The sequence below is a fragment of the Suipraeoptans intestinalis genome, assembly GCF_034091795.1.
GTDB lineage: Bacteria > Bacillota > Clostridia > Lachnospirales > Lachnospiraceae > Suipraeoptans > Suipraeoptans intestinalis.
In genome coordinates this window covers 1-20,568 of record NZ_JAXFXH010000021.1, presented here as the reverse complement: position 1 = coordinate 20,568, position 20,568 = coordinate 1, and the positions used below count along the sequence as shown (strand labels likewise).

16 protein-coding genes and 1 pseudogene are annotated in these 20,568 nt (G+C 50.0%); 14 read left to right on the top strand and 3 right to left on the bottom strand.

Annotation, left to right across the window (positions count from 1 at the left end; genetic code table 11):
- Positions 1–129 precede the first annotated feature (129 nt).
- The gene (locus SOW26_RS07705; RefSeq protein WP_472911602.1) at positions 130–753 is read left to right on the top strand and encodes an ABC transporter ATP-binding protein; all 624 of its coding nucleotides are present in this window, start codon (positions 130–132) and stop codon (positions 751–753) included.
- A complete protein-coding gene (locus SOW26_RS07700; RefSeq protein ID WP_276958753.1) occupies positions 741–2,765 on the top strand; it encodes an FtsX-like permease family protein in 2,025 nt (674 codons plus the stop codon). Before SOW26_RS07705 ends, SOW26_RS07700 begins: the two co-directional genes overlap by 13 nt.
- Positions 2,766–2,976: 211 nt before the next feature.
- On the opposite strand, the gene SOW26_RS07695 is transcribed toward SOW26_RS07700, so the two are convergent.
- Together SOW26_RS07695 and SOW26_RS07690 are read right to left on the bottom strand one after the other, a co-directional pair.
- The gene (locus SOW26_RS07695) at positions 2,977–5,535 is read right to left on the bottom strand and encodes an FAD-dependent oxidoreductase (RefSeq protein ID WP_154477544.1); all 2,559 of its coding nucleotides are present in this window, start codon (positions 5,533–5,535) and stop codon (positions 2,977–2,979) included.
- A 136-nt stretch (positions 5,536–5,671) separates the two neighbouring features.
- Complete coding sequence (locus SOW26_RS07690) at positions 5,672–5,971, bottom strand: ArsR/SmtB family transcription factor (protein WP_154477546.1); 300 nt, start codon at positions 5,969–5,971, stop codon at positions 5,672–5,674.
- A 320-nt stretch (positions 5,972–6,291) separates the two neighbouring features.
- Between SOW26_RS07690 and SOW26_RS07685 the strand changes: the two genes are divergently transcribed.
- The 12 genes from SOW26_RS07685 (at position 6,292) to SOW26_RS07630 (ending at position 20,084) form a co-directional block, all read left to right on the top strand.
- Positions 6,292–7,266: a sugar ABC transporter substrate-binding protein gene (locus tag SOW26_RS07685; protein ID WP_320652179.1), complete on the top strand. Its 975-nt coding sequence runs from the start codon at positions 6,292–6,294 to the stop codon at positions 7,264–7,266.
- 8 nt (positions 7,267–7,274) lie between these two features.
- The gene (locus tag SOW26_RS07680; RefSeq protein WP_276960188.1) at positions 7,275–8,597 is read left to right on the top strand and encodes a sensor histidine kinase; all 1,323 of its coding nucleotides are present in this window, start codon (positions 7,275–7,277) and stop codon (positions 8,595–8,597) included.
- The gene (locus SOW26_RS07675; RefSeq protein WP_276960187.1) at positions 8,590–9,276 is read left to right on the top strand and encodes a response regulator transcription factor; all 687 of its coding nucleotides are present in this window, start codon (positions 8,590–8,592) and stop codon (positions 9,274–9,276) included. Before SOW26_RS07680 ends, SOW26_RS07675 begins: the two co-directional genes overlap by 8 nt.
- Positions 9,277–9,289: 13 nt before the next feature.
- A complete protein-coding gene (locus tag SOW26_RS07670) occupies positions 9,290–10,597 on the top strand; it encodes an ABC transporter substrate-binding protein (protein WP_154477562.1) in 1,308 nt (435 codons plus the stop codon).
- Between the two features lie 140 nt (positions 10,598–10,737).
- Positions 10,738–11,706: a sugar ABC transporter substrate-binding protein gene (locus SOW26_RS07665; RefSeq protein WP_154477564.1), complete on the top strand. Its 969-nt coding sequence runs from the start codon at positions 10,738–10,740 to the stop codon at positions 11,704–11,706.
- A 203-nt stretch (positions 11,707–11,909) separates the two neighbouring features.
- Entirely contained in the window at positions 11,910–13,394 is a 1,485-nt protein-coding gene (locus SOW26_RS07660) for a sugar ABC transporter ATP-binding protein (RefSeq protein ID WP_320652180.1), read from the top strand.
- 25 nt (positions 13,395–13,419) lie between these two features.
- Positions 13,420–14,415, top strand: coding sequence for an ABC transporter permease (locus tag SOW26_RS07655; RefSeq protein ID WP_154477566.1), 996 nt, complete (start codon positions 13,420–13,422; stop codon positions 14,413–14,415).
- Positions 14,416–14,425: 10 nt separating this feature from the next.
- Positions 14,426–15,304 carry a class II fructose-bisphosphate aldolase gene (locus SOW26_RS07650; RefSeq protein ID WP_320652178.1) on the top strand — a complete coding sequence of 293 codons (879 nt, stop codon included), beginning with the start codon at positions 14,426–14,428 and terminating at the stop codon, positions 15,302–15,304.
- Positions 15,305–15,420: 116 nt separating this feature from the next.
- A complete protein-coding gene (locus SOW26_RS07645) occupies positions 15,421–16,107 on the top strand; it encodes a D-lyxose/D-mannose family sugar isomerase (RefSeq protein ID WP_320652177.1) in 687 nt (228 codons plus the stop codon).
- Positions 16,108–16,221: 114 nt separating this feature from the next.
- Positions 16,222–17,226 carry a carbohydrate kinase family protein gene (locus SOW26_RS07640; protein WP_320652176.1) on the top strand — a complete coding sequence of 335 codons (1,005 nt, stop codon included), beginning with the start codon at positions 16,222–16,224 and terminating at the stop codon, positions 17,224–17,226.
- Between the two features lie 476 nt (positions 17,227–17,702).
- Positions 17,703–17,996: a DUF6110 family protein gene (locus SOW26_RS07635; RefSeq protein WP_276959375.1), complete on the top strand. Its 294-nt coding sequence runs from the start codon at positions 17,703–17,705 to the stop codon at positions 17,994–17,996.
- Positions 17,997–20,084, top strand: coding sequence for a heavy metal translocating P-type ATPase (locus SOW26_RS07630; protein ID WP_320652175.1), 2,088 nt, complete (start codon positions 17,997–17,999; stop codon positions 20,082–20,084).
- Between the two features lie 127 nt (positions 20,085–20,211).
- Here SOW26_RS07630 and SOW26_RS09725 read toward each other — a convergent pair.
- Positions 20,212–20,345, bottom strand: a pseudogene (locus SOW26_RS09725) (4Fe-4S binding protein); the annotation flags it as partial.
- Between the last annotated feature and the right edge of the window lie 223 nt (positions 20,346–20,568).

Genomic DNA, 20,568 nt, shown 5'->3' with positions numbered 1-20,568 from the left:
AAGATTTAAACTATAGGTAAAAAGTAAAACAGCTAGAATAAAAAGCACTTAAAAATGAGTAAAAATTAATCTCAAAAATTTAAGTGCTTTTTTAATATCAATTACTTGACATTGTAGGGAAAGACCACCCTGTTAAATATTTTGGCGACACTGGATATGCCGACAGCCGGACAGGTTCTGGTGAGTGGGAAAAATACCAGGGAGATCAAGGGCAAGGAAATCTCTACCTTTCGCAGGGACTACCTGGGATTTGTATTTCAGGAGTTTCATTTGCTGGATACACTGAATGTACATGACAATATGGTACTGCCGCTGGTTTTGGGAAGAAAATCCCCGCAAGAGATCGAGGAAGCCTATGGGCGGGTAGAAAGGATGATGGGGCTGTCCGGGATGGGAGAAAAGTTCCCCTATGAGATGTCCGGCGGACAGCAGCAGAGGGTGGCGATCGGAAGGGCGATCATCAACCGGCCGTCTCTTCTGCTGGCAGACGAACCTACGGGAGCGCTGGATTCCAAATCTACCGGAATGATCCTGGATGTATTTGATAAGATCAACGAAAGCGGTCAGACAGTGGTAATGGTGACCCATAGCCAGGTGGCAGCCAGCCGGGCAAAGCGTGTATTGTTTATCAAGGACGGGCAGCTTTACAATCAGATTTTCAGGGGAGACAGGACCAGTGTGGAAATGTTTCAGATGATCTCGGATACGTTGACGGTGATGGCAGGAGGGAGGGAAGGAATATGCAGAAACTGATAACCAGACTGGCATTGACCAACCTGAAGAAGAACAAAGAGATTTATATTCCGTATATGATTTCCGGGGTGCTGGCCTGCGCCTTCTACTATATTTTTACGACCCTGTCAATGAATCCGGAAATAGAAGCGCTCTATGGCGGCAAAACGATCGGGGAAACGCTGCGGCTGGGCGGTCGAATCATAGCGCTGGCGGCCGGTGTGATTGTGCTGTATGCCAACAGCTTTACTATGAAGCGAAGAATGGTGGAAATGGGGCTGTACTCGGTACTGGGCTTGGAAAAACGCCATATCGGGAGAATGGTGGCCGTAGAAAACCTGTTGGTGGGATGCACCGTGATGGTCACAGGGCTGGTGACAGGAATGCTGCTGGATAAGCTGTCCTATGCAGTGCTGCTGCGGGTCATGAGATTTCCTGTGACACTAAATTCTTTCTTTTCTGTTCGGGCGGTAGGAAAGACAGGAATCGTGTTTGGACTGATATTTCTGGCAGTGATCCTGGTGAATTGTTGGAAGATCATGCGGTACAATCCATTGGCGTTGATGAAAGAAAAACGAAGCGGAGAGAAAGAAGTTCGTTTCTTGTGGCTGGGAACACTTTTGGGAGTTTTGATGCTGGGAGCAGCTTATACGATTGCAGTCCGGGTGGAGAATCCGGTAAAGGCACTGACACTGTTTTTCGGAGCGGTTCTTTTGGCCTCAGGAGGAACGTTTTTCATTTTTCGATCCGGAAGTATCATGCTGTTTCGGCTGTTGCAAAAAAACAAAAGCTACTACTACAAGCCGCAGAATTTTATTTCCGTTTCCAACCTGATTTTCCGGATTCGTAAGAATGCGGCGGGAATGGCGAGTATCTGCCTTCTTTGCTCCATGGCGCTGGTATCTTTGATCGGAGGGATTTCCCTCTACAAGGGAGGAAGAGAATACCTGAACGCCGTTGCTGCAAAGCCTTATGTAGTGGACATTTCCAGAGGAGAAAAGGAAGTGGAGGCCTCCCAAAAGACAGTGCAGGAGCTTTGGGAAACCGAGGATGGGATCCTTGCCGGCATAGAGGAAAAGTATGGACTGAACCAGAAAGGCGCCAGAAATTACAGGTATGTTCTTCTTCCGCTGCAAGAGGAAAAAGCACCTTACAAAATAAATCAGCCAACGCAGGGAATTGAGATTCCAAAGGCATACCTGACAGTAATAGACCAGTCGGTATATAAGGTTATGACCGGGAAATCGGAGAACCTAAAAGAAACGGAAGTATTACTCTATGACCCTTCTGGTTCTTCCAAAGAAAAGCAGGTTACGCTGGAAGGACAAACCTATCAGATTAAAGAGCAATTGGATACAGATATTATTTCGGGCAACATTTCCAGGGGGATGTCCAACCTGGTAAACAACCAGAAGGTTATGGTGGTTTCTGATCTGAAAAAATTTGAGGAAGTACAGGAGACCCTGAAAGAGAAAGAAAATATAAGCTGGCATCATTTTTACAGTTGGGAAACCAAAAACAAACAGGAAAAGGATTTTAGGGCAAAGGTAGAAGCAGAATTGCAGACATATCCGGAACTACAGGGAATATCCAGCGTGTCGATAACAGACCGTCATTACGATGAATTGGAATATTATCAGCTGATTGGAGGGATCGTATTTATCGGAGGATTTTTGGCGCTGCTGTTCCTGTCAGCCATGGTCCTGGTGATTTACTACAAGCAGTATGCAGAGGCCCATGAGGACTGCGAACGGTTTGCTATCCTGCAAAAAGTGGGGCTGGATGGGAAGGACATCAATAAAACCATTGCAAGACAGGTGTTGACAGTCTTCTTCATGCCGATCACATTGGCGATCATTCATATGATCTTTGCATACAATATTGTGCAGCAGATTCTTCAATTGCTGGGTGTGATCAATAAACGGCTGATGCTGGGGGTCAGTGTAGGAACCAGTGTGGTTATGGTGGCCTTCTATGGAGCAGTCTATCTTATGACTGCGAAAGTTTATAAAAATATTGTAACAAGGAGATAGAAGATCAGAAGCCTGCCCTCCTATTTGGGGAGGGGATTCCGGACAAAGAGATCAGATATTGAAAACAGACCTTGTCAGAAAAAGAATCCCGCAGGAGCCGGACAATCCGACTTTGCGGGATTTTTTCTGGAAAGAGATGCTATCATTTCTGCGCAAGCTCTTTGCTGATAAAAAGCGGTGGCAGAAAACCTGTCGATGGAGGAGAAGAGATCTAGATGAACAAATTCAGATTTCCTTCTTCTGCTTCTGCCAGGTAGCTGGCCACACCGGCAACCTCCACATCCGGAAGCAGTTCCTCCCGGCGGATTCCCATGATGTCCATGCTCATGGAGCAGGCTACAAAGGTCACTCCCATTTCTTTTGCCCGCTGCATCAGCTGGCGAAGGCTGTCTACCTGTTTCTGCTTCATAATGCGTTTGATCATAGAAGTTCCCATGCCTGCCAGGTTCATTTTGGAAATGTGCAGCTTATCCGCGCCCTTTGGCATCATCCACCCAAAAAGCCGGGCCATGCCGGACTTGGAAACATGGATGGCAGGATCCCGCAAAATATTTAACCCCCAAAAAGTAAAGAACATAGTGACTTCTTTTCCCATGGAAGCGGCTCCGGTGGCGATGATGAAAGAAGCAATGGCCTTATCCAAGTCGCCGCTGAATACCACCATCGTAGCCTTTTTCCCATCCCTTGAAAGAAGAGGCTGGGAAGCGGAAGAAGGGCAGCAGGCAGAAAATTTGGTATCAGAGGTCTTTTCAATGACAGCCTTTGTAACCCTCTCTGTCTGAGAAAGCTCCAAGAGGGTGTAGCCCATTTTTTGACACCAGGCCGAAATGTCCTGGGAGAATCCGGGGTCGGTTGCCAAAACCTCTACGGTATCTCCAAAATCAGCGCAGTTTAGCTCCTGAAAAACCTTGGCAATGGGGCCGGGGCACTGGAGCCCTCTGGCGTCAATCTGCTTGCGGGGCGAGGTGCCAGGACCTGCAGAAGAAGTACTCCCGCAAAGAGGTGGGGAAGCTTCCTCACCGGCAGAATCCTTGCTGTCAGAGGAGTTGCCAGACTGCTTTAAAACATCCGGATGGTCTGTGCAGGCAAGTCCCTTTACCGGCGGGAGCTGCTTCTGGCGGATATCCAGCTTCAGTTGTGAGTAAGACCGGTATCCGCCATCTACATTGACACAGGAGAATCCCTGCTGCTTCAGGATCCGGCAGGCCAGATAGCCCCGCAGTCCCACCTGGCAGGTGACGTAGATGGTCTGATCTTTTGGAAGCTCCGAAAACCGGTCACGCAGTTCATCCAGCGGGAGATGGCGGGCGCCGGGAATAGAACCCAGAGCAAACTCACCGGCAGTTCGGACATCCAACAAAAAGCCGCCCTGCTCTACAATGTGGTCGATTTCGCTGACAGATACAGCTTCTGCCAGACCGGTCAGCAGATTGGAGGCCACGTAACCGGCCATATTTACAGGATCCTTTGCGGAGGAAAAAGGAGGAGCGTAGGCCAGTTCCAGATCCTGTAGCTGGAACACCGTCATGCCGGCGGAAATAGCCGTGGCGATTACATCTACCCGCTTTTCCACGCCGGAGGTTCCGATGATCTGGGCTCCCAGGATTTTTCCGCCGGGAGCTTCAAAGATCAGCTTCAGATCCAAAGGCGCTGCGCCGGGATAGTATCCGGCGTGGGAGAGGGGATGGATATGGATGGATCTTATATCAGATCGCCCCATTTGTTTCAGGCGCTTTTCGCTGTATCCGGTGGAGGAAGCAGTCAGATCAAACACCTTTGCCACGGAAGTACCCAGGACGCCCGGATACCGGGAAGGGATGCCGCAGATCCGGTCTGCTACGATCCGGGCCTGACGGTTGGCAGGAGAAGCCAGGGCGATAGAAGAAGGCTCCTGGTATACGAGGCCCTTTGTTTCGATGGCGTCACCGACTGCATAAATATCGGAAACGGAGGTTTCCAGATATTCATTGACCAGAATATGGCCGCGGCTTCCCAGAGCAAGACCGGCTGTTTTTGCCAGCTGGTTTTCCGGGCGGATTCCGATGGAAAGCACAGTCAGATCGGAAGAAAGAGAGGTTCCGCTGGATAAAAGGATCGTCTTTCCCTGATTCTGGAATTCCTGTACGCCGTCTCCCAGGATCAGGCGAACGCCTTTTTCTATCAAATGAGCGTGAAGGATCTGTGCCATCTCAAAATCAAAGGGAGCCATTACCTGATCGGCCATTTCTACCAGGGTGACCCGGATTCCGCGGGAAACCAGATTCTCTGCCATTTCGATCCCGATAAAGCCGCCGCCTACTACAACGGCCTCCCTGGGTTTTGCTTCCTCCAGAAAAGCTTTAATAGCGTCTGTATCAGGAATGTTGCGGAGAGTAAATACATTTTTGGCGCTGTCAAGCCCGGGGATGGGGGGCTTGATGGGACTTGCACCGGGAGACAGGATCAGAGCATCATAAGGTTCCTCGTAGACCCGTCCTGTCTGCAGGTGTCTTACCACAACCGTTTTTTCCTGCGTGTTGATACGTTCTACCTGGCTGAAATTACGGATGTCCAGACGGAATCGCCGGCTCATTCCCTCTACCGTCTGCACCAGAAGAGCGTCCCGGTTTTCGATCACGTCTCCGATGTAATAGGGGAGACCACAGTTGGCAAAAGAAATATATTCTCCCCGTTCAAACAGGATGATCTGGGCAGATTCATCCAGTCTGCGAAGTCTTGCGGCAGCAGTTGCCCCACCGGCAACTCCGCCTACGATAATGATTTTCTTCATAGGAAACCTCCTTGTCTGTGAAATAATGAGTACCAAAGCCTTTCCTTTTTCGGTGTCGGCCAAAAAGCCGGGCCGGAAGCTTTCTTTTTCCGGTGCGGAGCAAAAGGCTGGCTGGATTTGCCGCTGACAGAACAAATCAGATCGGCTGGGTTGCGTCAAATAAGGCCCGGATCAGTTTCTGAACTGTCTGATGGGTCACAGCGTATGTTACCTCTCTGCCGGACCGGGTACAGGAGAGGACGCCGAAGGCTTTGAGCTTGGCGAGATGCTGGGAAATGGTGGACTGGGGAACACCCAGACAGGACTGGATGTTGGTAACATTACAGGGACCGTTTTCCATCAATCCTCTTACCAGGCAAAGTCTGACCGGATGGGCCAGGACCTTTAAAAGCTCTGCGTTGGCTTCAAATGTTTCCGGGGAAATATTCAGCTGCATAAAGACTCCTTTCTGAAAACACGGTTTCTTTGCATCAGAAACATAGGGGGCAAAGAAACGGCTGATTAATTCAAATATCTATATATTCAAATATTAAGATATAAAAACGGGTTTGTCAAGAGGGAATCTGTGGGAAGCTGTTGGGCTGGATGCCCTACCGCAATCAGCGAAGGGAATTTCCGGAAGCATTTGTTGAAGTCCGACAGTGGAGATGGTAACATAAATGCAAGCGGAAAAGGCAACATGGCAAAGACCGTGCGACAGAAGCGGTGAAGCAAAAGCGGCACAAAAAAAGTATGCCAGAGGGAGAGAAGCGAACGATGGAACAGAGAAAGGACGGGATCCGGTGGAAAACAAGAGGGGCAATGGCAGGAACGATCGTCATCCTGTTTTTGATCCTGACGGCAGTGGTCCTGGGATTAGCCGGAAAGGAGGAAAAAAAACAGAGAAAATTCGGAGCCACCTACATGACGATGAATAATCCGTATTTTGAAGTATTGGATGAAAATATCAAAGAGATTGTGGAAGGGAACGGGGACATTTTGATCACCAGGGATCCTCTTCAGGATCAGGAGAAACAGAACGCACAGATCCGGGACATGATCGACGAGGGGATCGACGTGCTGTTTTTGAATCCGGTAGACTGGAAAGGGATCCAGTCTTCTCTGGAGCTGTGCAGAAAGAAAAAGATCCCGGTATTTGTGATGGATACGCCTGTGTACGAAAAAGAACTGGTGGTTTCTACCATTTTGTCGGATAATTACGAGGCGGGAGCTGCCTGTGCAAAGGATATGATGAGAAAGCGTCAGAGTGCCAAAATCGTCATCGTATACTCGCAGAATATCAATTCCACCAGTGAAAGAGTCAAAGGGTTTTTGGATACCATCCGGGAGCATCCGGAGTATCAGGTGGTAGCAAAGAAGAATGGAGCGGCAGAGCTGGAAGTAGGCATGCGGGAAATGAAAAAGATCATCAATGAGGGGATTACCTTTGATGTGGTGCTGGGGGGAAACGATCCTACGGCGCTGGGCTGCATTGCCGCCATGCAGAAAATGAACAAGGAAGAGGGCGTTATGGTGTATGGGATCGACGGCTCTCCGGACGCCAAGGCTATGATCAAAGCCGGATATATGGAAGCCACCAGCGCCCAGTCGCCGGTGCGGATCGGGATGAAGGCGGCAGAGACGGCCTATGAATATCTGGACGGGAAACCGGTGGAACAAGAGATCAAGATCCCGGTGACGTTGATCACCAGAGACAACATGAAAAATTACAGTATTTCAGGATGGCAGTAGAGGGACGTATGGAAAAGAATCGGGCGTTGCTGCTGAAATATGCAGTATTTTTGTTTAATATTATAGCGGTATTGGGGATTTCCATATTTTTATGGATAGCTACGGAAAAGATCTGCGACACCTATGTGGCAAGTGAATTTATGGGACGGGTGGAAGCCATTCCCAGCCATCCCCGGATGATCGTGGCAGAGATGGGGATCCTGCTGTTTCTTCTGGTGCTTTCTTTTATCGGGAGGGAATACTTTTTTCAGGACAATCCCATCATCTGCTATTCCTCCATTGCCTTTGACCTTCTGATCAGTCTGATCATCATTTACCTGCTGGATTTCAACTACAACGGGATCCTGCTGTGGGTATTTGCCAATCTGATCTCCCACATCAAGGAGCTGAAGGGGAAATATGTCCTGATCGTTGTATCCCTGGCCAGCTACATCGGCACGGATCACGGGATCGTGTCGGTGAGCAGCCGGTTGTACTATATCAAGGATTACATCGGCCTGTACGAGGGAATCTGGAATAAGGTGCTTTTGTGGACCTATAACGTGATCCTGTCCCTGAACGTGATTCTGTTTTTGATGTTTTGTGTCTATATTATTATGGACCAGAGCGGAACGATCACAGAAGTCAGGCGGCTGTACCAGCAGCTTTCGGAAACCAATCGGGAGCTGCAGGGGGCCAATGTGAAGCTGCGGGAATATGCGGTGATCAAGGAAAAAATGGGAGAAACGAAGGAGCGGAACCGACTGGCAAGAGAGATCCATGACACACTGGGACACACCCTGACAGGGATTTCGGCGGGGGTAGACGCCTGCATTGCCATGATCGATCTCTCGCCGGAGGCCACGAAAACCCAGCTGGATATGATCGCACAGGTGACACGGGACGGGATCAAGGAGGTCAGGCGCTCCGTCAGTGAGCTGAGACCGGACGCACTGGACCGGTTGAGTCTGGAGCATGCTATCAAAAAAATGGTAAAGGAAACCAATTCCATGACCAGCACCCGGATCGACTTTTGCTGTGAGGTAGACGTTCTGAAATTTGATGAAGACGAAGAAAACGCCATCTACCGGGTGATTCAGGAGAGTATCACCAATTCCATCCGTCATGGAAATGCCAAGCACGTACAGATCGAGCTGACCAAAAAGGACTCGGACATCCATCTTCTGATCCGGGACGATGGGATCGGCTGTAAGGATATGAAAAAAGGATTTGGAACCAGACATATCGTAGAAAGGATCCGGATGCTGAACGGAGAGGTATGGTTTTCCGGAGAAAATGGATTTACTACAAAAGTGATTATTCCGATCAGATGGGGGGAAAACTATGATTAAGATCGTAATTGCAGATGACCAGGAGCTGATCCGCCAAAGTCTGTCTATTGTACTGAACCAAAGAGAAGGACTGGAGGTGATCGATGCGGTGAGCAATGGGCAGGAAACCATTGCCAGCATCCGGAAAAGAAGGCCGGATGTGATCCTGATGGATGTTCGTATGCCCAAGATGGACGGGGTGCAATGTACCCGCATCATCAAGGAAAACTATCCGGATATCAAGATCATTATACTTACCACCTTCGATGACGATGAATATGTATACAACGCATTAAAATGGGGAGCCAGCGGCTACCTGTTGAAGGGGATTTCCATGGATGGGCTGGAAAATGCCATTCGGACGGTACACAGTGGTCAGGCCATGATCAACCCGGATATTGCCACAAAGGTGGTCCGCCTGTTTTCCCAGATGGCACAGGCAGACTATGTGATGGAAGTGGAGCAGGAAAGAAGTCAGGAACTGACAAAGACAGAGTGGAAGATCATTGGAGAGGTGGGAAAAGGCAAATCCAACCGGGAGATTGCCGAAAGACTGCTGCTGTCGGAAGGAACGGTCAGAAATTATCTGAGCACCATCCTGAATAAGCTGGAATTTCGGGATCGGACGCAACTGGCCATCTGGGCGGTGCAGAAAAAAACAGGCAGAAAGATAACGGATCCGGAAGAGGAACGACTGTGAAAGGATGTTGGCCATGAAGAAAACGACGATACTGAAGTATCTTGCCATCTGCGCTGCGGTGGGACTGGTCGCATGGCTGGGGAAGAGACAGGAAAAGCCCATCGTACTGGAATTTGGCATGTTTGCCCAAAGTAACTGGGAGGTGGAGGATGCCAATGCCTATGTGGTGATCGATCAGGCCATCCGCAAATTTGAAAAGTCTCACCCGGGGGTAAAGATCTATTATGAAAGCGGGATCCGGAAGGCGGATTATTCGGAGTGGCTGTCCAGAAAGGTGCTGTCCGGAAAGACGCCGGATATGTTTATGATCCTGCCGGATGATCTGTACCGCTATGCCTCTTTGGATGTGATCGAAAATCTGAACCAGAAGATGGAAGGAGACGGGAAGTTTAAAAAAGAATATTTTTTTAAGACGGCGCTTCAGATGGGACAGTACAGACAGGGACAGTATGCACTGCCCTACGAAACCGTTCCTACGCTGATGTTTGTCAACAAGACGCTTCTGGAGCAGGAAGGGATCCAGGTTCCCAGTGCGGACTGGACCTGGGAAGACCTGGAGGCGATTTCTGAAAAAGTCACGAAAGATACCAATGGGGACGGGGTGATCGACCAGTTTGGCACCTATAATTATACCTGGAAGGAGGCGGCTTATTCCAACGGGGCAGAGCTGTTTGATGCAGATGGGGAAAAGGCTTATTTTTCCGGTGACCGGGTGGGAGAGGCCGTGAAATTTGTCCAGCGTCTGGAAGAACAAAACGGAGGCAGTACCGTGACCCAGGACGATTTTGACTCAGGCAGAGTGGCCTTTATGCCCCTGTCCTTTTCCGACTACCGGACATACAAGACATACCCCTACAAGATAAAAAAATACACCTCCTTCCAGTGGGACTGTACCCGGATGCCGGCAGGACCGACGGGCGGCAATACTTCGGAGGTGGACACTCTGATGATGGCCATGAGCAAACGTTCCAAACACCAGGATCTGGCCTGGGAATTTATCAAGCTTCTTACGGCGGATTCTGAGATCCAAAGAGAGGTGATGCGGATGTCCCAGGGAGCTTCGGTCCTGAAATATGTGACCGGATCCAGCTTCGCAGGCAGTGTGATCCGCCAGGAAATGGACGTGGACGAGCGAGTGATCGATTATGAACTGCTGCGGGACGTGCTGGAAACAGGAAAAGTCAAGCCAAGGTTTCCCAAATATTCAGAGGCTATGGCGCTGGCGGAAAACCGTATCAGGGAAATCTATAAAAACGAAAAAAATGTGGACAGCGCCCTGAAGATCTTCCAGAGGGACATTACCAAATTTCTGAAAGAATGAGGGCCTTTGCAAAAAGATCCGGCATGACAATTGTCATATTTTTCGTGGCAAATGTCATGCCTTTTCCGTTACAAAATACAGGTGCAAAAAGGACGGAAAATCAGTATGATAAGGGTATCAAAAAAAGGAGGACGTGTAATATGAAAAAGAAAGTGATCAGTATGCTGCTTTGCATCTCTATGGTGGCGGCTCTGGCGGCAGGGTGTAGCCAGGGATCCAAGAAGAGTGACTCTTCGGAGGCAAAGAAAGAAGGAGGCCGTAAGTTTGGGTATACCTGTATGGACGGAACCAATCCTTTCTTCGTAACCATCGAAGACGAGATGCGTAAGAAGGTGGAGGAAAATGGAGATGAACTGATCTCTGTGGATCCGGCAAATGACGTAAGCCTTCAGATCCAGCAGGTGGAAGACCTGATTTCTCAGGGGATCGACGCCATGTTCCTGAACCCGGCAGAGGCAGAAGGAATCCTTCCGGCGCTGGATGCACTGAAAGAGGCAGGCATCCCCATCGTAAACTTTGACACAGAAGTAGCAGATATGTCCTATGTGACCAGCTATGTAGGATCCGACAACTACAACGCAGGAAAAGTTTGTGGAGAAGACCTGGTGAAGAAGCTTCCGGACGGAGGAAAGATCATCGTATTGGATTCTCCTACCATGAATTCCGTAGTAGACAGAACCAACGGTTTCCTGGACGCCATTGAAGGAAAAGGCTTCGAAGTGGTAGCACAGCAGGATGCAAGAGGAAATCTGGAGAAGGCAATGGGAATCGCAGAGGACCTTCTGCAGGCACATCCGGACGTAGTAGCCATCTTCGGAGGAAATGATCCTACAGCTTTGGGAGCACTGGCAGCAGCCAATGCGGCAGGACTGAAGGATTGCCTGATCTACGGGGTAGACGGATCTCCGGACATCAAGGCAGAGCTGGCTTCCGGCAAGTCCCTGATCGAAGGAACGGGAGCACAGTCTCCGGTGGATATCGCTGACAAGTCTGTGGAAGTGATGTACATGGTACTGGATAAGAAGAAAGTAGAAGACAGATATCCGGTAGAAACATTCCTGATCACAGCGGACAACGTAAAAGAATTCGGCACAGACGGATGGCAGTAATCACTGACAGGTAAGAACAATAGGGTGCTTTGTTCCAGGGGAATGAAGCACCTTTGTTGATAGGACAGGCAGGCTGCCGGAAGCGGCGGCGACACAGGTCCGGGATGGCAGGCGGACGCAGAATCTTTCCCAAAGACAGGGACGGATCCGGCACTCCTGCAACACGGGAACATATGGCAAAAAAGAGAGAAGCAGGTGATATTTTGGGCGAGATGGCATTGTTGGAAATGAAGCATATACACAAGCGGTTTCCGGGCGTATATGCACTGAAAGACGTAAACCTGGAGCTTCAAAGAGGAGAGGTCCATGCTCTTTTGGGAGAGAACGGAGCAGGGAAATCCACATTGATCAAGGTTCTGGGGGGAATTTATTCGGCAGATGAGGGAGAAATCATCATCGAAGGGAGAAAGGTATCCATTCAGGGCGTGAAGGACGCCCAGGAAAACGGGATTTCGATTATCCATCAGGAACTGGTTCTTGTGCCCTATATGACAGTGGCAGAAAACATCTTTCTGGGGAGAGAACCGATGAAATCCGGCTTTGTAGATAAGAAAAAAATGAACGAGGAGGCACAGGTTCTGCTGGATGCCTATGACATGAAGATCCGGGCAACCAGGCTGGTAAAAGATCTGACCATCGCCCAGCAGCAGATGGTGGAGATCGTAAAGGCGATCTCTTATCGTTCCAGGATTCTGGTAATGGACGAACCCACCTCCTCTATTTCAGACAAGGAAGTGGCTTTCCTGTTTGAAACCATGCGGAACCTGACGAAAAAAGGCGTGGGGATCATCTATATTTCCCATAAAATGAGCGAGCTGGAAGAAATCTGCGACCGGGTAACAGTGCTTCGGGACGGGGAGTATGTAGGGACGAAAGTGGTGAAGGAAACCAGTAAGGATGCCCTGATCGCCATGATGGTAGGCCGGGAGCTGACCAACTATTACGTAAGAGATTTCCAGGAGCCGGGAGAAGTGGTCTTAAAATGCGAAGGGATTTCCGACGGAAAGCTGGCAAAAGACGTGGACTTTGAACTCCGAAAAGGAGAGATCGTAGGGTTTGCAGGCCTGGTGGGAGCCGGCCGCAGTGAGGTTATGAAAAGCATTTTTGGCCTGATGCCAAAAAGCCAGGGAACCATTTACATTGAAGGGAAAAAAGTAACCATCAAATCTCCCATCGATGCCATCCGGCATGGGATCGCCCTGGTGCCGGAGGACAGAAAGCTGGAAGGCCTTTACAAGGTGCAGAGTGTGCGGTTTAATTCCACCATAGAGGTGCTGCAGGATTTCATCAAGGGAATTTTTGTAAATGGAGAAAAGGAAAGAGAGATCACGCAGAATTACATCGATAAGATGGCCACCAAGACCCCTTCCCAGGAGCAGATGATCGGGAATCTGTCCGGCGGGAACCAGCAAAAGGTGCTGATCGGAAGATGGCTGGCAACGCACCCCAAGATCCTGATCCTGGATGAACCCACCAGAGGTGTGGATGTGGGGGCAAAATCGGAGATCTACTCGATTATGAATGAACTGGTAAAAGAGGGGATGTCCATCATCATGATCTCCTCAGAGCTGCCGGAAATACTGGGAATGAGCGATCGGATCTATGTGATGGCCCACGGGAAGCTAAAAGGCTGTATCGGGCACGAAGAGGCGACACAAGAAGCCATCATGAAATTTGCGGCAGAATAAGGAATGAGAGTTAGGAGGCAGAATCATGGCAGAAAAAGCAAAGAAACATACAGGCGCATCCGGATATGGGGCGGCTATCAAATTATATTTTAAAGAAAATCTGGGGATCATCATCGCCTTTTTGGTGCTGAGTATCTTTCTGACAGTATTTCCCAGAACCAGCGGAACCTTTTTTACACGGCAGAATATCTTCAACATCCTGAGACAGATCTCTACCAACCTGTTTTTGGCATGCGGGATGACCATGGTGATCATCCTGGGAGGGATCGACCTGTCGGTGGGATCCATCATTGCCCTTTCCGGTTGCGTTTCGGCAGGATGTGTGGCAAGGTATCATCTGCCGCTGGGCGTTGCGCTGGCGATCGGCGTATTGGTAGGCCTTTTGGTGGGGCTGTTTAACGGAGCGGTGATCAGCAGGACGACCATCCCACCGTTTATCGTAACGCTGGCTACCATGAATGTGGCAAAAGGATTGGCGTATGTCTATACAGGCGGCTCTCCGGTGCGGGTAGTCACCAAAGAATGGCAATTTCTGGGAGCCGGATATATCGGGATCTTCCCGACGCCGGTGGTGATCCTGGTGGTGGTGCTGATCGTAACGGCCATCATCATGAACCGTACCAAAATGGGACGTCACATCTATGCGGTGGGAGGAAACCAGCAGGCGGCAGAATTTTCGGGAATCAAAGTGGCAAGAGTGAAATTTTTCGTGCACGCTTTTTCCGGGCTGATGGCAGGTCTTGCCGGGATCGTCTTGGCATCCAGAATGTATTCCGGACAGCCGACGGCAGGAGACGGAGCGGAAATGGATGCGATCGCGGCGGTTGTAGTAGGTGGAACCTCCATGGCGGGAGGGTCCGGTAAGATCGGAGGAACCATCATCGGAGGTCTGATCATCGGAGTACTGAACAACGGATTGAATCTTTTGAACGTCAACTCTTTCTGGCAGTATGTTGTCAAAGGAGTGGTGATCCTTCTGGCGGTGTTTATCGACTACTTCCGGAACAAAGGGAAAAAGTAGAGGAGGAGCTATGTTAGTATCTTTGAAACCTTTAATGGAACTGGCAGAAAAGGAAGAGAGGGCCATCGGCGCCTTTAACTGTCCCAATATGGAGTCCGTCATGGCCATCATCCGGGCGGCAGAAGAAACCGGATCTCCGGTGATCCTGAACTATGCGGAAGTCCATGGAGATCTGATCCGGATGGAGGAGATCGCGCCGGTGATGCTCCGGTTTGCAAAAGAAGCCAGTGTGCCGGTCTGTGTGCATCTGGATCACGGCGCGTCGGTAGAAAGCTGTATGAAGGCTATCCGGCTGGGATTCACTTCCGTGATGATCGACGCATCCGGACTGGATTATGAGGAAAATGTACGCATCACCAAGGAGGTGGTACGGTTGGCGCACGCAGTAGACGTGACAGTAGAAGCGGAACTGGGACATATTTTTTCTTCGGAGATCGGCGTGGGAGAAACGGCAACAAAAGAAACGGCAGACAGCTTTGCGAATCTAGAGGATGTATATACCAGCCCTGGCCTGGCAAAAGATTTTGTAACAAGGACGGGCGTGGACGTATTGGCCATTGCCTTTGGCACCAGCCATGGGATCTATACCCAGAAGCCGGTGCTGGACCTGGATCGGATCAGCGCTATCAAAAGGGAGATCGACATTCCCTTCGTAATGCACGGGGGATCCGGTCTGAGCAAGGAAGAATTTCAGACGGCTGTCAAAAACGGGATTCGGAAGATCAATTATTACACCTATATGACACTGGCAGGCGGGAAGGCAGTGAAAGAAGCGCTGGACAAGCAGGTGGGAGCGGTGTTTTATCATGATATTCCGGTGATCGCGGGAAAAGCCATGCAGGAAAACGTAAAAGAAGCGATAGAAATATTTGCCCGGAAAGACCGATAGAAGGTCCGGGAAAGAAAAAGGGCTGTTGTGAGGATCACAGGATCTGTCACAGGGCTCTTTCTCATAAGCGAAAGAAAGGGGAAAGCAGCGTCCGAAAGATGCTGCAGAAAGGATAGATGAAGCGTTCGGAAATCAACAAGGCATTAAAGGACATGCACCAGATGATTCGGGAGTACCGGATCTCCCTGCCGCCATTTTGTAACTGGCTTCCCGAGGAATGGGAGGAAAAGGGCGAGGAGTACGATGAGATCCGGGACACGATGCTGGGCTGGGATATTACAGATTTTGGACTGGGAGATTTTGAAACGACAGGGTTTTCCCTGATCACGCTGAGAAACGGGAATCTGCAGAAAGAGGCCTATGAAAAACCTTATGCAGAAAAACTGTTGATGTTGAAGGAAGGGCAGTATGCACAGATGCACTACCATGCATACAAGATGGAAGATATCATCAACCGGGGCGGAGGAAATATTCTGATCCGGGTGTTTAATTCCAATGCGGACGGAAGCTTTGCGGATACCGATGTGACAGTCTACAGTGATGGGAGAGTCTATACGGTTTCGGCAGGAACACAGGTCAGACTGACGCCGGGAGAAAGTATTACCATTACCAGAGGACTGTATCACGATTTTTCTGTAGAGGAAGGAACGGGAACCGTGCTTTTGGGGGAAGTATCCATGTGCAACGATGATTGCACCGACAACTATTTTTCCAATAAAAAGGTGGGAAGGTTTCCGGAAATCGAGGAGGATGAGGCTCCCTATCGCCTTCTATGCAACGAATATCCCAGAGCGGGGAAATAACGGATACAGTACCGGGAAGTCCCGCGTCTGTCGCGGATATTCCCAAAAAGGGTGCGCTTAAGAAAACAAAGAGACAGAAAAAACAGATCTTACAGAAGGAACAAGGAGGAGCGTATGGGACGGGAAGGAATCGCGCTGGCAGGAACGCTGATCGCAGATATCGGCTATACCATTGATGTATATCCCAAAAAGGGAAATCTGGCATGGCTGAAGGATGCGGTTCCCCACACAGGCGGATTGAACAACCTGGTCATTGATCTGGCCAGAATGGATGAGACACTGCCCCTGAAAGTCAGCGGGATGATCGGGGAAGACGACTATGGGAATCTGATCCGGGATACGCTGAAACAGTATCCCAACATTCAGACAGACAATATAACAAGATGGGGAAGGACGGCAGTGACCTTTGCCATGACGGAAGAAAGCAGCAAACAGAGGACTTTTTTCTATGATCCGGGAACAACCTTAAGTTACGGGGAAGAGCATATTGACTTTGACAGGCTGGATGCCAGGCTGTTTCATCTGGAATATCTTTTGCTGCTGGGAAGGCTGGATGAGCCGGATGAAAGCTATGGGACCAGAGGAGCCAGGGTGCTGGCGGAGGCCAAAAGAAGAGGGATGGAAACCTCTGTGGACATGGTATCGGAAGAAGGCGACAGGTACCGGGAAGTGGTGTGGCCTGCCCTGCAGTACACCGACTATCTGGTGGTCAATGAGGTGGAAGGCAGCGGAACCTCCGGGATACAGATGTATGACGAGGAAGGGATCCTGGAAGAAAAGGTCTGGGAAGGTTTGGAGAAGCTGGCTTCTCTGGGCGTGGGGAAGTGGGCGGTGGTACATTCTCCTGCCTGCGGGTACGGCCTGGATTGCCGGACGGGGGAAAGAGTGAAGGTGCCCAGCTTTTCCCTTCCAAAAGGGTATATACAGGGAACGACAGGAGCCGGAGATGCGTTTTGTGCCGGGGTGTTGTATACGGCTTACAAAGACGGCAGCCTGGCAGAAGCCCTGTATACGGGAGCGCTTTGTGCCGCACATTCTCTGTCCCGACCGGATAGTAACTCAGGAGTAGAGCCGCTTTCACAGATGCAGGAGCGAGCCAGGAAGGAATGGGAGGCATAAAGCCCCATAACTGCTGTGGATGCTGCTAAAAGGAGAAGCCGGATCACGGTGGACACACGCTTTTGTAAGACGTAAAAAAGAAACAGGACGACAGCTCTGCCAAAGAAGGAGGCAGGGCTGTTTTTGCAGGTGTAAGAAAAGCTTTCCGGGGAAACTAAGAAAAACATAAGAAATGGCGAGAGAAAAAAGTTTGACGAAGGCTGATTTTTTTTTGTATAATAAAATACGTTTGAGAATGCATTTACAAGGAAGTGGCGGCCGGAACGCATCGAGAGTCCTCCCAGAAGAGGGAAGGACATCGGAACGACGGCGCAGAAGCACAGGAGGTGGCATCTTGAAACAACATCGTTTTTGGGCGTGGCTCATGGTATTTTGCCTGGGGATGGTATTTTACACCGGCATGAAACACAAGTAAAGCTGCCGTAGGCCTTTCGGAAGAAGGGCGGGAAACGGTATGGAAAAAGGAGGATAAGAACATGGATATTTTTAAATGGAAGAAGATCGGATTGTTTGCAGGGGGCGTTTTGTTTGGAACAGCCGGAGTGAAGCTGCTTTCCAGCAAGGATGCCAAGAAGGTATATACAAACTGTACCGCAGCGGCTCTTCGTGTCAAGGACTGTGTGTTAAAGACGGCGGAGACCGTGCAGGCAAATGCAGAGGACGTGCTGGCGGAAGCAAAGCATATCAACGAGGTGCGCCGTGTAAAAGAGGGCGAAGTGGTAGAAGATGCAGTGTGTGAAGCGGCAGAAGACAAGGCAGGAGAAGTGTAATTGAAATTTGTAATCAAGCATGAAATTCCGGGAAGGATCCGTATCCATCTGGTACAGGGACAGATGACGACAGAAGAAGCGGAGAGGCTGCTGTACTATTTGAACACGCTGGAATATGTCACGCAGGCAAAGGTGTATGAACGGACGGCCGATGCCTGCGTTTGCTTTATCGGAGACAGAAGAGCCCTGATCCGGGCGCTGCAGGAATTCCGATATGCGTCCGTAGAGCTTCCGGAGCTGGCCGCCGCCAATTCCGGGAGAAGACTCAACAAGCTGTACAAAGAAAAACTGATCACAGAAACGGCCATCCGGTACTTTACCAAGACGTTTTTGCCTTATCCGCTAGGCGTAGCCGTAACGGTACTAAAGGCTGTCAAATACCTGAAGGCCGGACTGCAAAGCCTGCTGAAGGGAAAGCTGGAGGTAGCGGTATTGGACGCGACAGCCATTGGCGTTTCCCTGGCAAGAGGGCAGATCGGCACGGCGGCGTCTGTCATGTTTCTTCTTCGGATCGGAGAGATCCTGGAAGAGTGGACCCACAAGAAATCGGTGGGGGATCTGGCGCGCAGCATGTCTTTGAACGTGTCCAAGGTATGGTTGAAGACAGAAGACCAGGAGGTTTTGGTGGATGCCAGAACTGTCCGGGAAGAGGACCGGATCGTGGTACATATGGGAAGCGTGATCCCCTTTGACGGAATCGTTACAGAAGGGGACGGTATGGTCAATCAGGCTTCCTTGACAGGAGAACCGCTTCCGGTGCACAAAGAAGCCGGAGCTTACGTTTACGCAGGCAGTGTCCTGGAGGAGGGCGAGGTCGTTTTTGCGGTAAAGAAGATTTCCGGTGCTTCCAAATATGAAAAGATCGTGACCATGATCGAGGAATCAGAAAAATTAAAATCTTCTGTGGAAGGAAAAGCAGAGAGGCTGGCGGACAAGCTGGTGCCCCTGACTTTGGCAGGGACGGTGGCTGCCTGGGCGTTGACCAGGAACATGTCCAAAGCATTGTCTGTTTTGATGGTAGATTTTTCCTGCGCGCTGAAGCTTGCCATGCCGCTTACGGTATTGTCAGCCATCCGGGAGGCCGGGACCTATGACATCACGGTGAAGGGCGGAAAATTCCTGGAAGCTGTTGCGGAGGCAAAGACCATCGTGTTTGACAAGACGGGAACGCTTACCAAGGCGAGACCTTCCATGAGAAAGATCATTCCCTTCTGTCAGAGGAGCGAAGAGGAGCTGCTGCGGCTGGCGGCGTGTCTGGAGGAGCATTTCCCTCATTCTATGGCAAAGGCAGTGGTTCATGCGGCAAAGAAGAAGGGACTGGATCATGAAGAGATGCACTCCAGCGTGGAGTATATAGTGGCACATGGAATCTCTTCTTATGTAGAAGACAAGCGGGTTATCATTGGAAGCGCCCACTTTGTGTTTGAAGATGAAAAGTGCGTGATCCGGGAAGAATACCAGGAGGCATTCGACATGCTCCCGCCGGAGTATTCCCATCTGTATCTGGCGGTAGATGGAAAGCTGGCGGCAGTGCTGTGCATTGAGGATCCTCTCCGGCCGGAAGGAGCAGCCGTAGTAAAGGCGCTAAAGCAGGCGGGATTTGAACGGATCGTGATGATGACGGGTGACAGCGAACGGACAGCGGCGGCAGTTGCGTCCAGAGTAGGAGTCGATGAGTATTTTTCAGAAGTGCTGCCGGAGGATAAGGCCAACTTTATTGAAAAAGAAAAGAGGGCAGGCAGAAAAGTGGTGATGGTGGGAGACGGAGTGAATGATTCTCCTGCACTTTCTGCGGCGGATGCAGGGATCGCCATCAGCGACGGGGCAGAGCTGGCAAGAGAGATCGCAGATATTACCATAGCGGCAGACGACCTGTACGAGATCGTGCGGCTGAAACGTCTGAGCAACGCGCTGATGAAACGAATCAACCGGAATTACCGGGATATTGTGGCCATCAACACGGCGTTGATCCTTTTGGGAGTAGGAGGACGGATACAGCCCACCACTTCGGCTATGTTCCACAACCTCTCCACTCTGGCCATCAGCCTGAACAGTATGAAAAATCTTCTGAAAGAGAAGGAAGTTTAGAAGAAAAAGCAAAAACGGCATCCTCCCATTAGTAGGAAGGAAGCCGAAAAGACAAAGGACGACAACGAAAGCTGTCGTCCTTTGTCTTTTGCACACAGTTCATGGAAAATCCGTATCTGTGGCGATGCTATAATGCCCTCTTCGGGCATGCTTTCACGCACTCCATGCAAAGGATGCATTCTAACTCATGGGCTTTAGGAATACGGTAATCGGGCAGATATATTTACAGAACGCCCTGTTATCTTTCCATGCAAATGCCAATATTTTATCAGGACTGTCAAATTGGGTGAAATCACCTATCTCCGCGAGGATGACTGCACCCATCTGGATACCGATCCCTGGGATTGTAGTAATTGAAGAATCTAGGTTGCTCATAAGCTTGTTTATCTCTGATTCTATCTCTGAGATTTCTTCCTCGATCATCTGGATAGAAATGATTGCGTGGCGCAGTTCCAGTGATTTTTCGGGCAAGGCTACTCCTACT

What these genes read in the sequence shown, in the direction of transcription:
- SOW26_RS07635 (WP_276959375.1), top strand. Translation starts at nt 17,703, where the DNA reads ATGGATATTTTTAAATGGAAGAAGATCGGATTGTTTGCAGGGGGCGTT.
- SOW26_RS07650 (WP_320652178.1), top strand. Translation starts at nt 14,426, where the DNA reads ATGTTAGTATCTTTGAAACCTTTAATGGAACTGGCAGAAAAGGAAGAG.
- SOW26_RS07670 (WP_154477562.1), top strand. Translation starts at nt 9,290, where the DNA reads ATGAAGAAAACGACGATACTGAAGTATCTTGCCATCTGCGCTGCGGTG.
- SOW26_RS07695 (WP_154477544.1), bottom strand. Translation starts at nt 5,535, where the DNA reads ATGAAGAAAATCATTATCGTAGGCGGAGTTGCCGGTGGGGCAACTGCT.
- SOW26_RS07665 (WP_154477564.1), top strand. Translation starts at nt 10,738, where the DNA reads ATGAAAAAGAAAGTGATCAGTATGCTGCTTTGCATCTCTATGGTGGCG.
- SOW26_RS07680 (WP_276960188.1), top strand. Translation starts at nt 7,275, where the DNA reads ATGGAAAAGAATCGGGCGTTGCTGCTGAAATATGCAGTATTTTTGTTT.
- SOW26_RS07690 (WP_154477546.1), bottom strand. Translation starts at nt 5,971, where the DNA reads ATGCAGCTGAATATTTCCCCGGAAACATTTGAAGCCAACGCAGAGCTT.
- SOW26_RS07700 (WP_276958753.1), top strand. Translation starts at nt 741, where the DNA reads ATGCAGAAACTGATAACCAGACTGGCATTGACCAACCTGAAGAAGAAC.
- SOW26_RS07655 (WP_154477566.1), top strand. Translation starts at nt 13,420, where the DNA reads ATGGCAGAAAAAGCAAAGAAACATACAGGCGCATCCGGATATGGGGCG.
- SOW26_RS07640 (WP_320652176.1), top strand. Translation starts at nt 16,222, where the DNA reads ATGGGACGGGAAGGAATCGCGCTGGCAGGAACGCTGATCGCAGATATC.
- SOW26_RS07675 (WP_276960187.1), top strand. Translation starts at nt 8,590, where the DNA reads ATGATTAAGATCGTAATTGCAGATGACCAGGAGCTGATCCGCCAAAGT.
- SOW26_RS07645 (WP_320652177.1), top strand. Translation starts at nt 15,421, where the DNA reads ATGAAGCGTTCGGAAATCAACAAGGCATTAAAGGACATGCACCAGATG.
- SOW26_RS07685 (WP_320652179.1), top strand. Translation starts at nt 6,292, where the DNA reads ATGGAACAGAGAAAGGACGGGATCCGGTGGAAAACAAGAGGGGCAATG.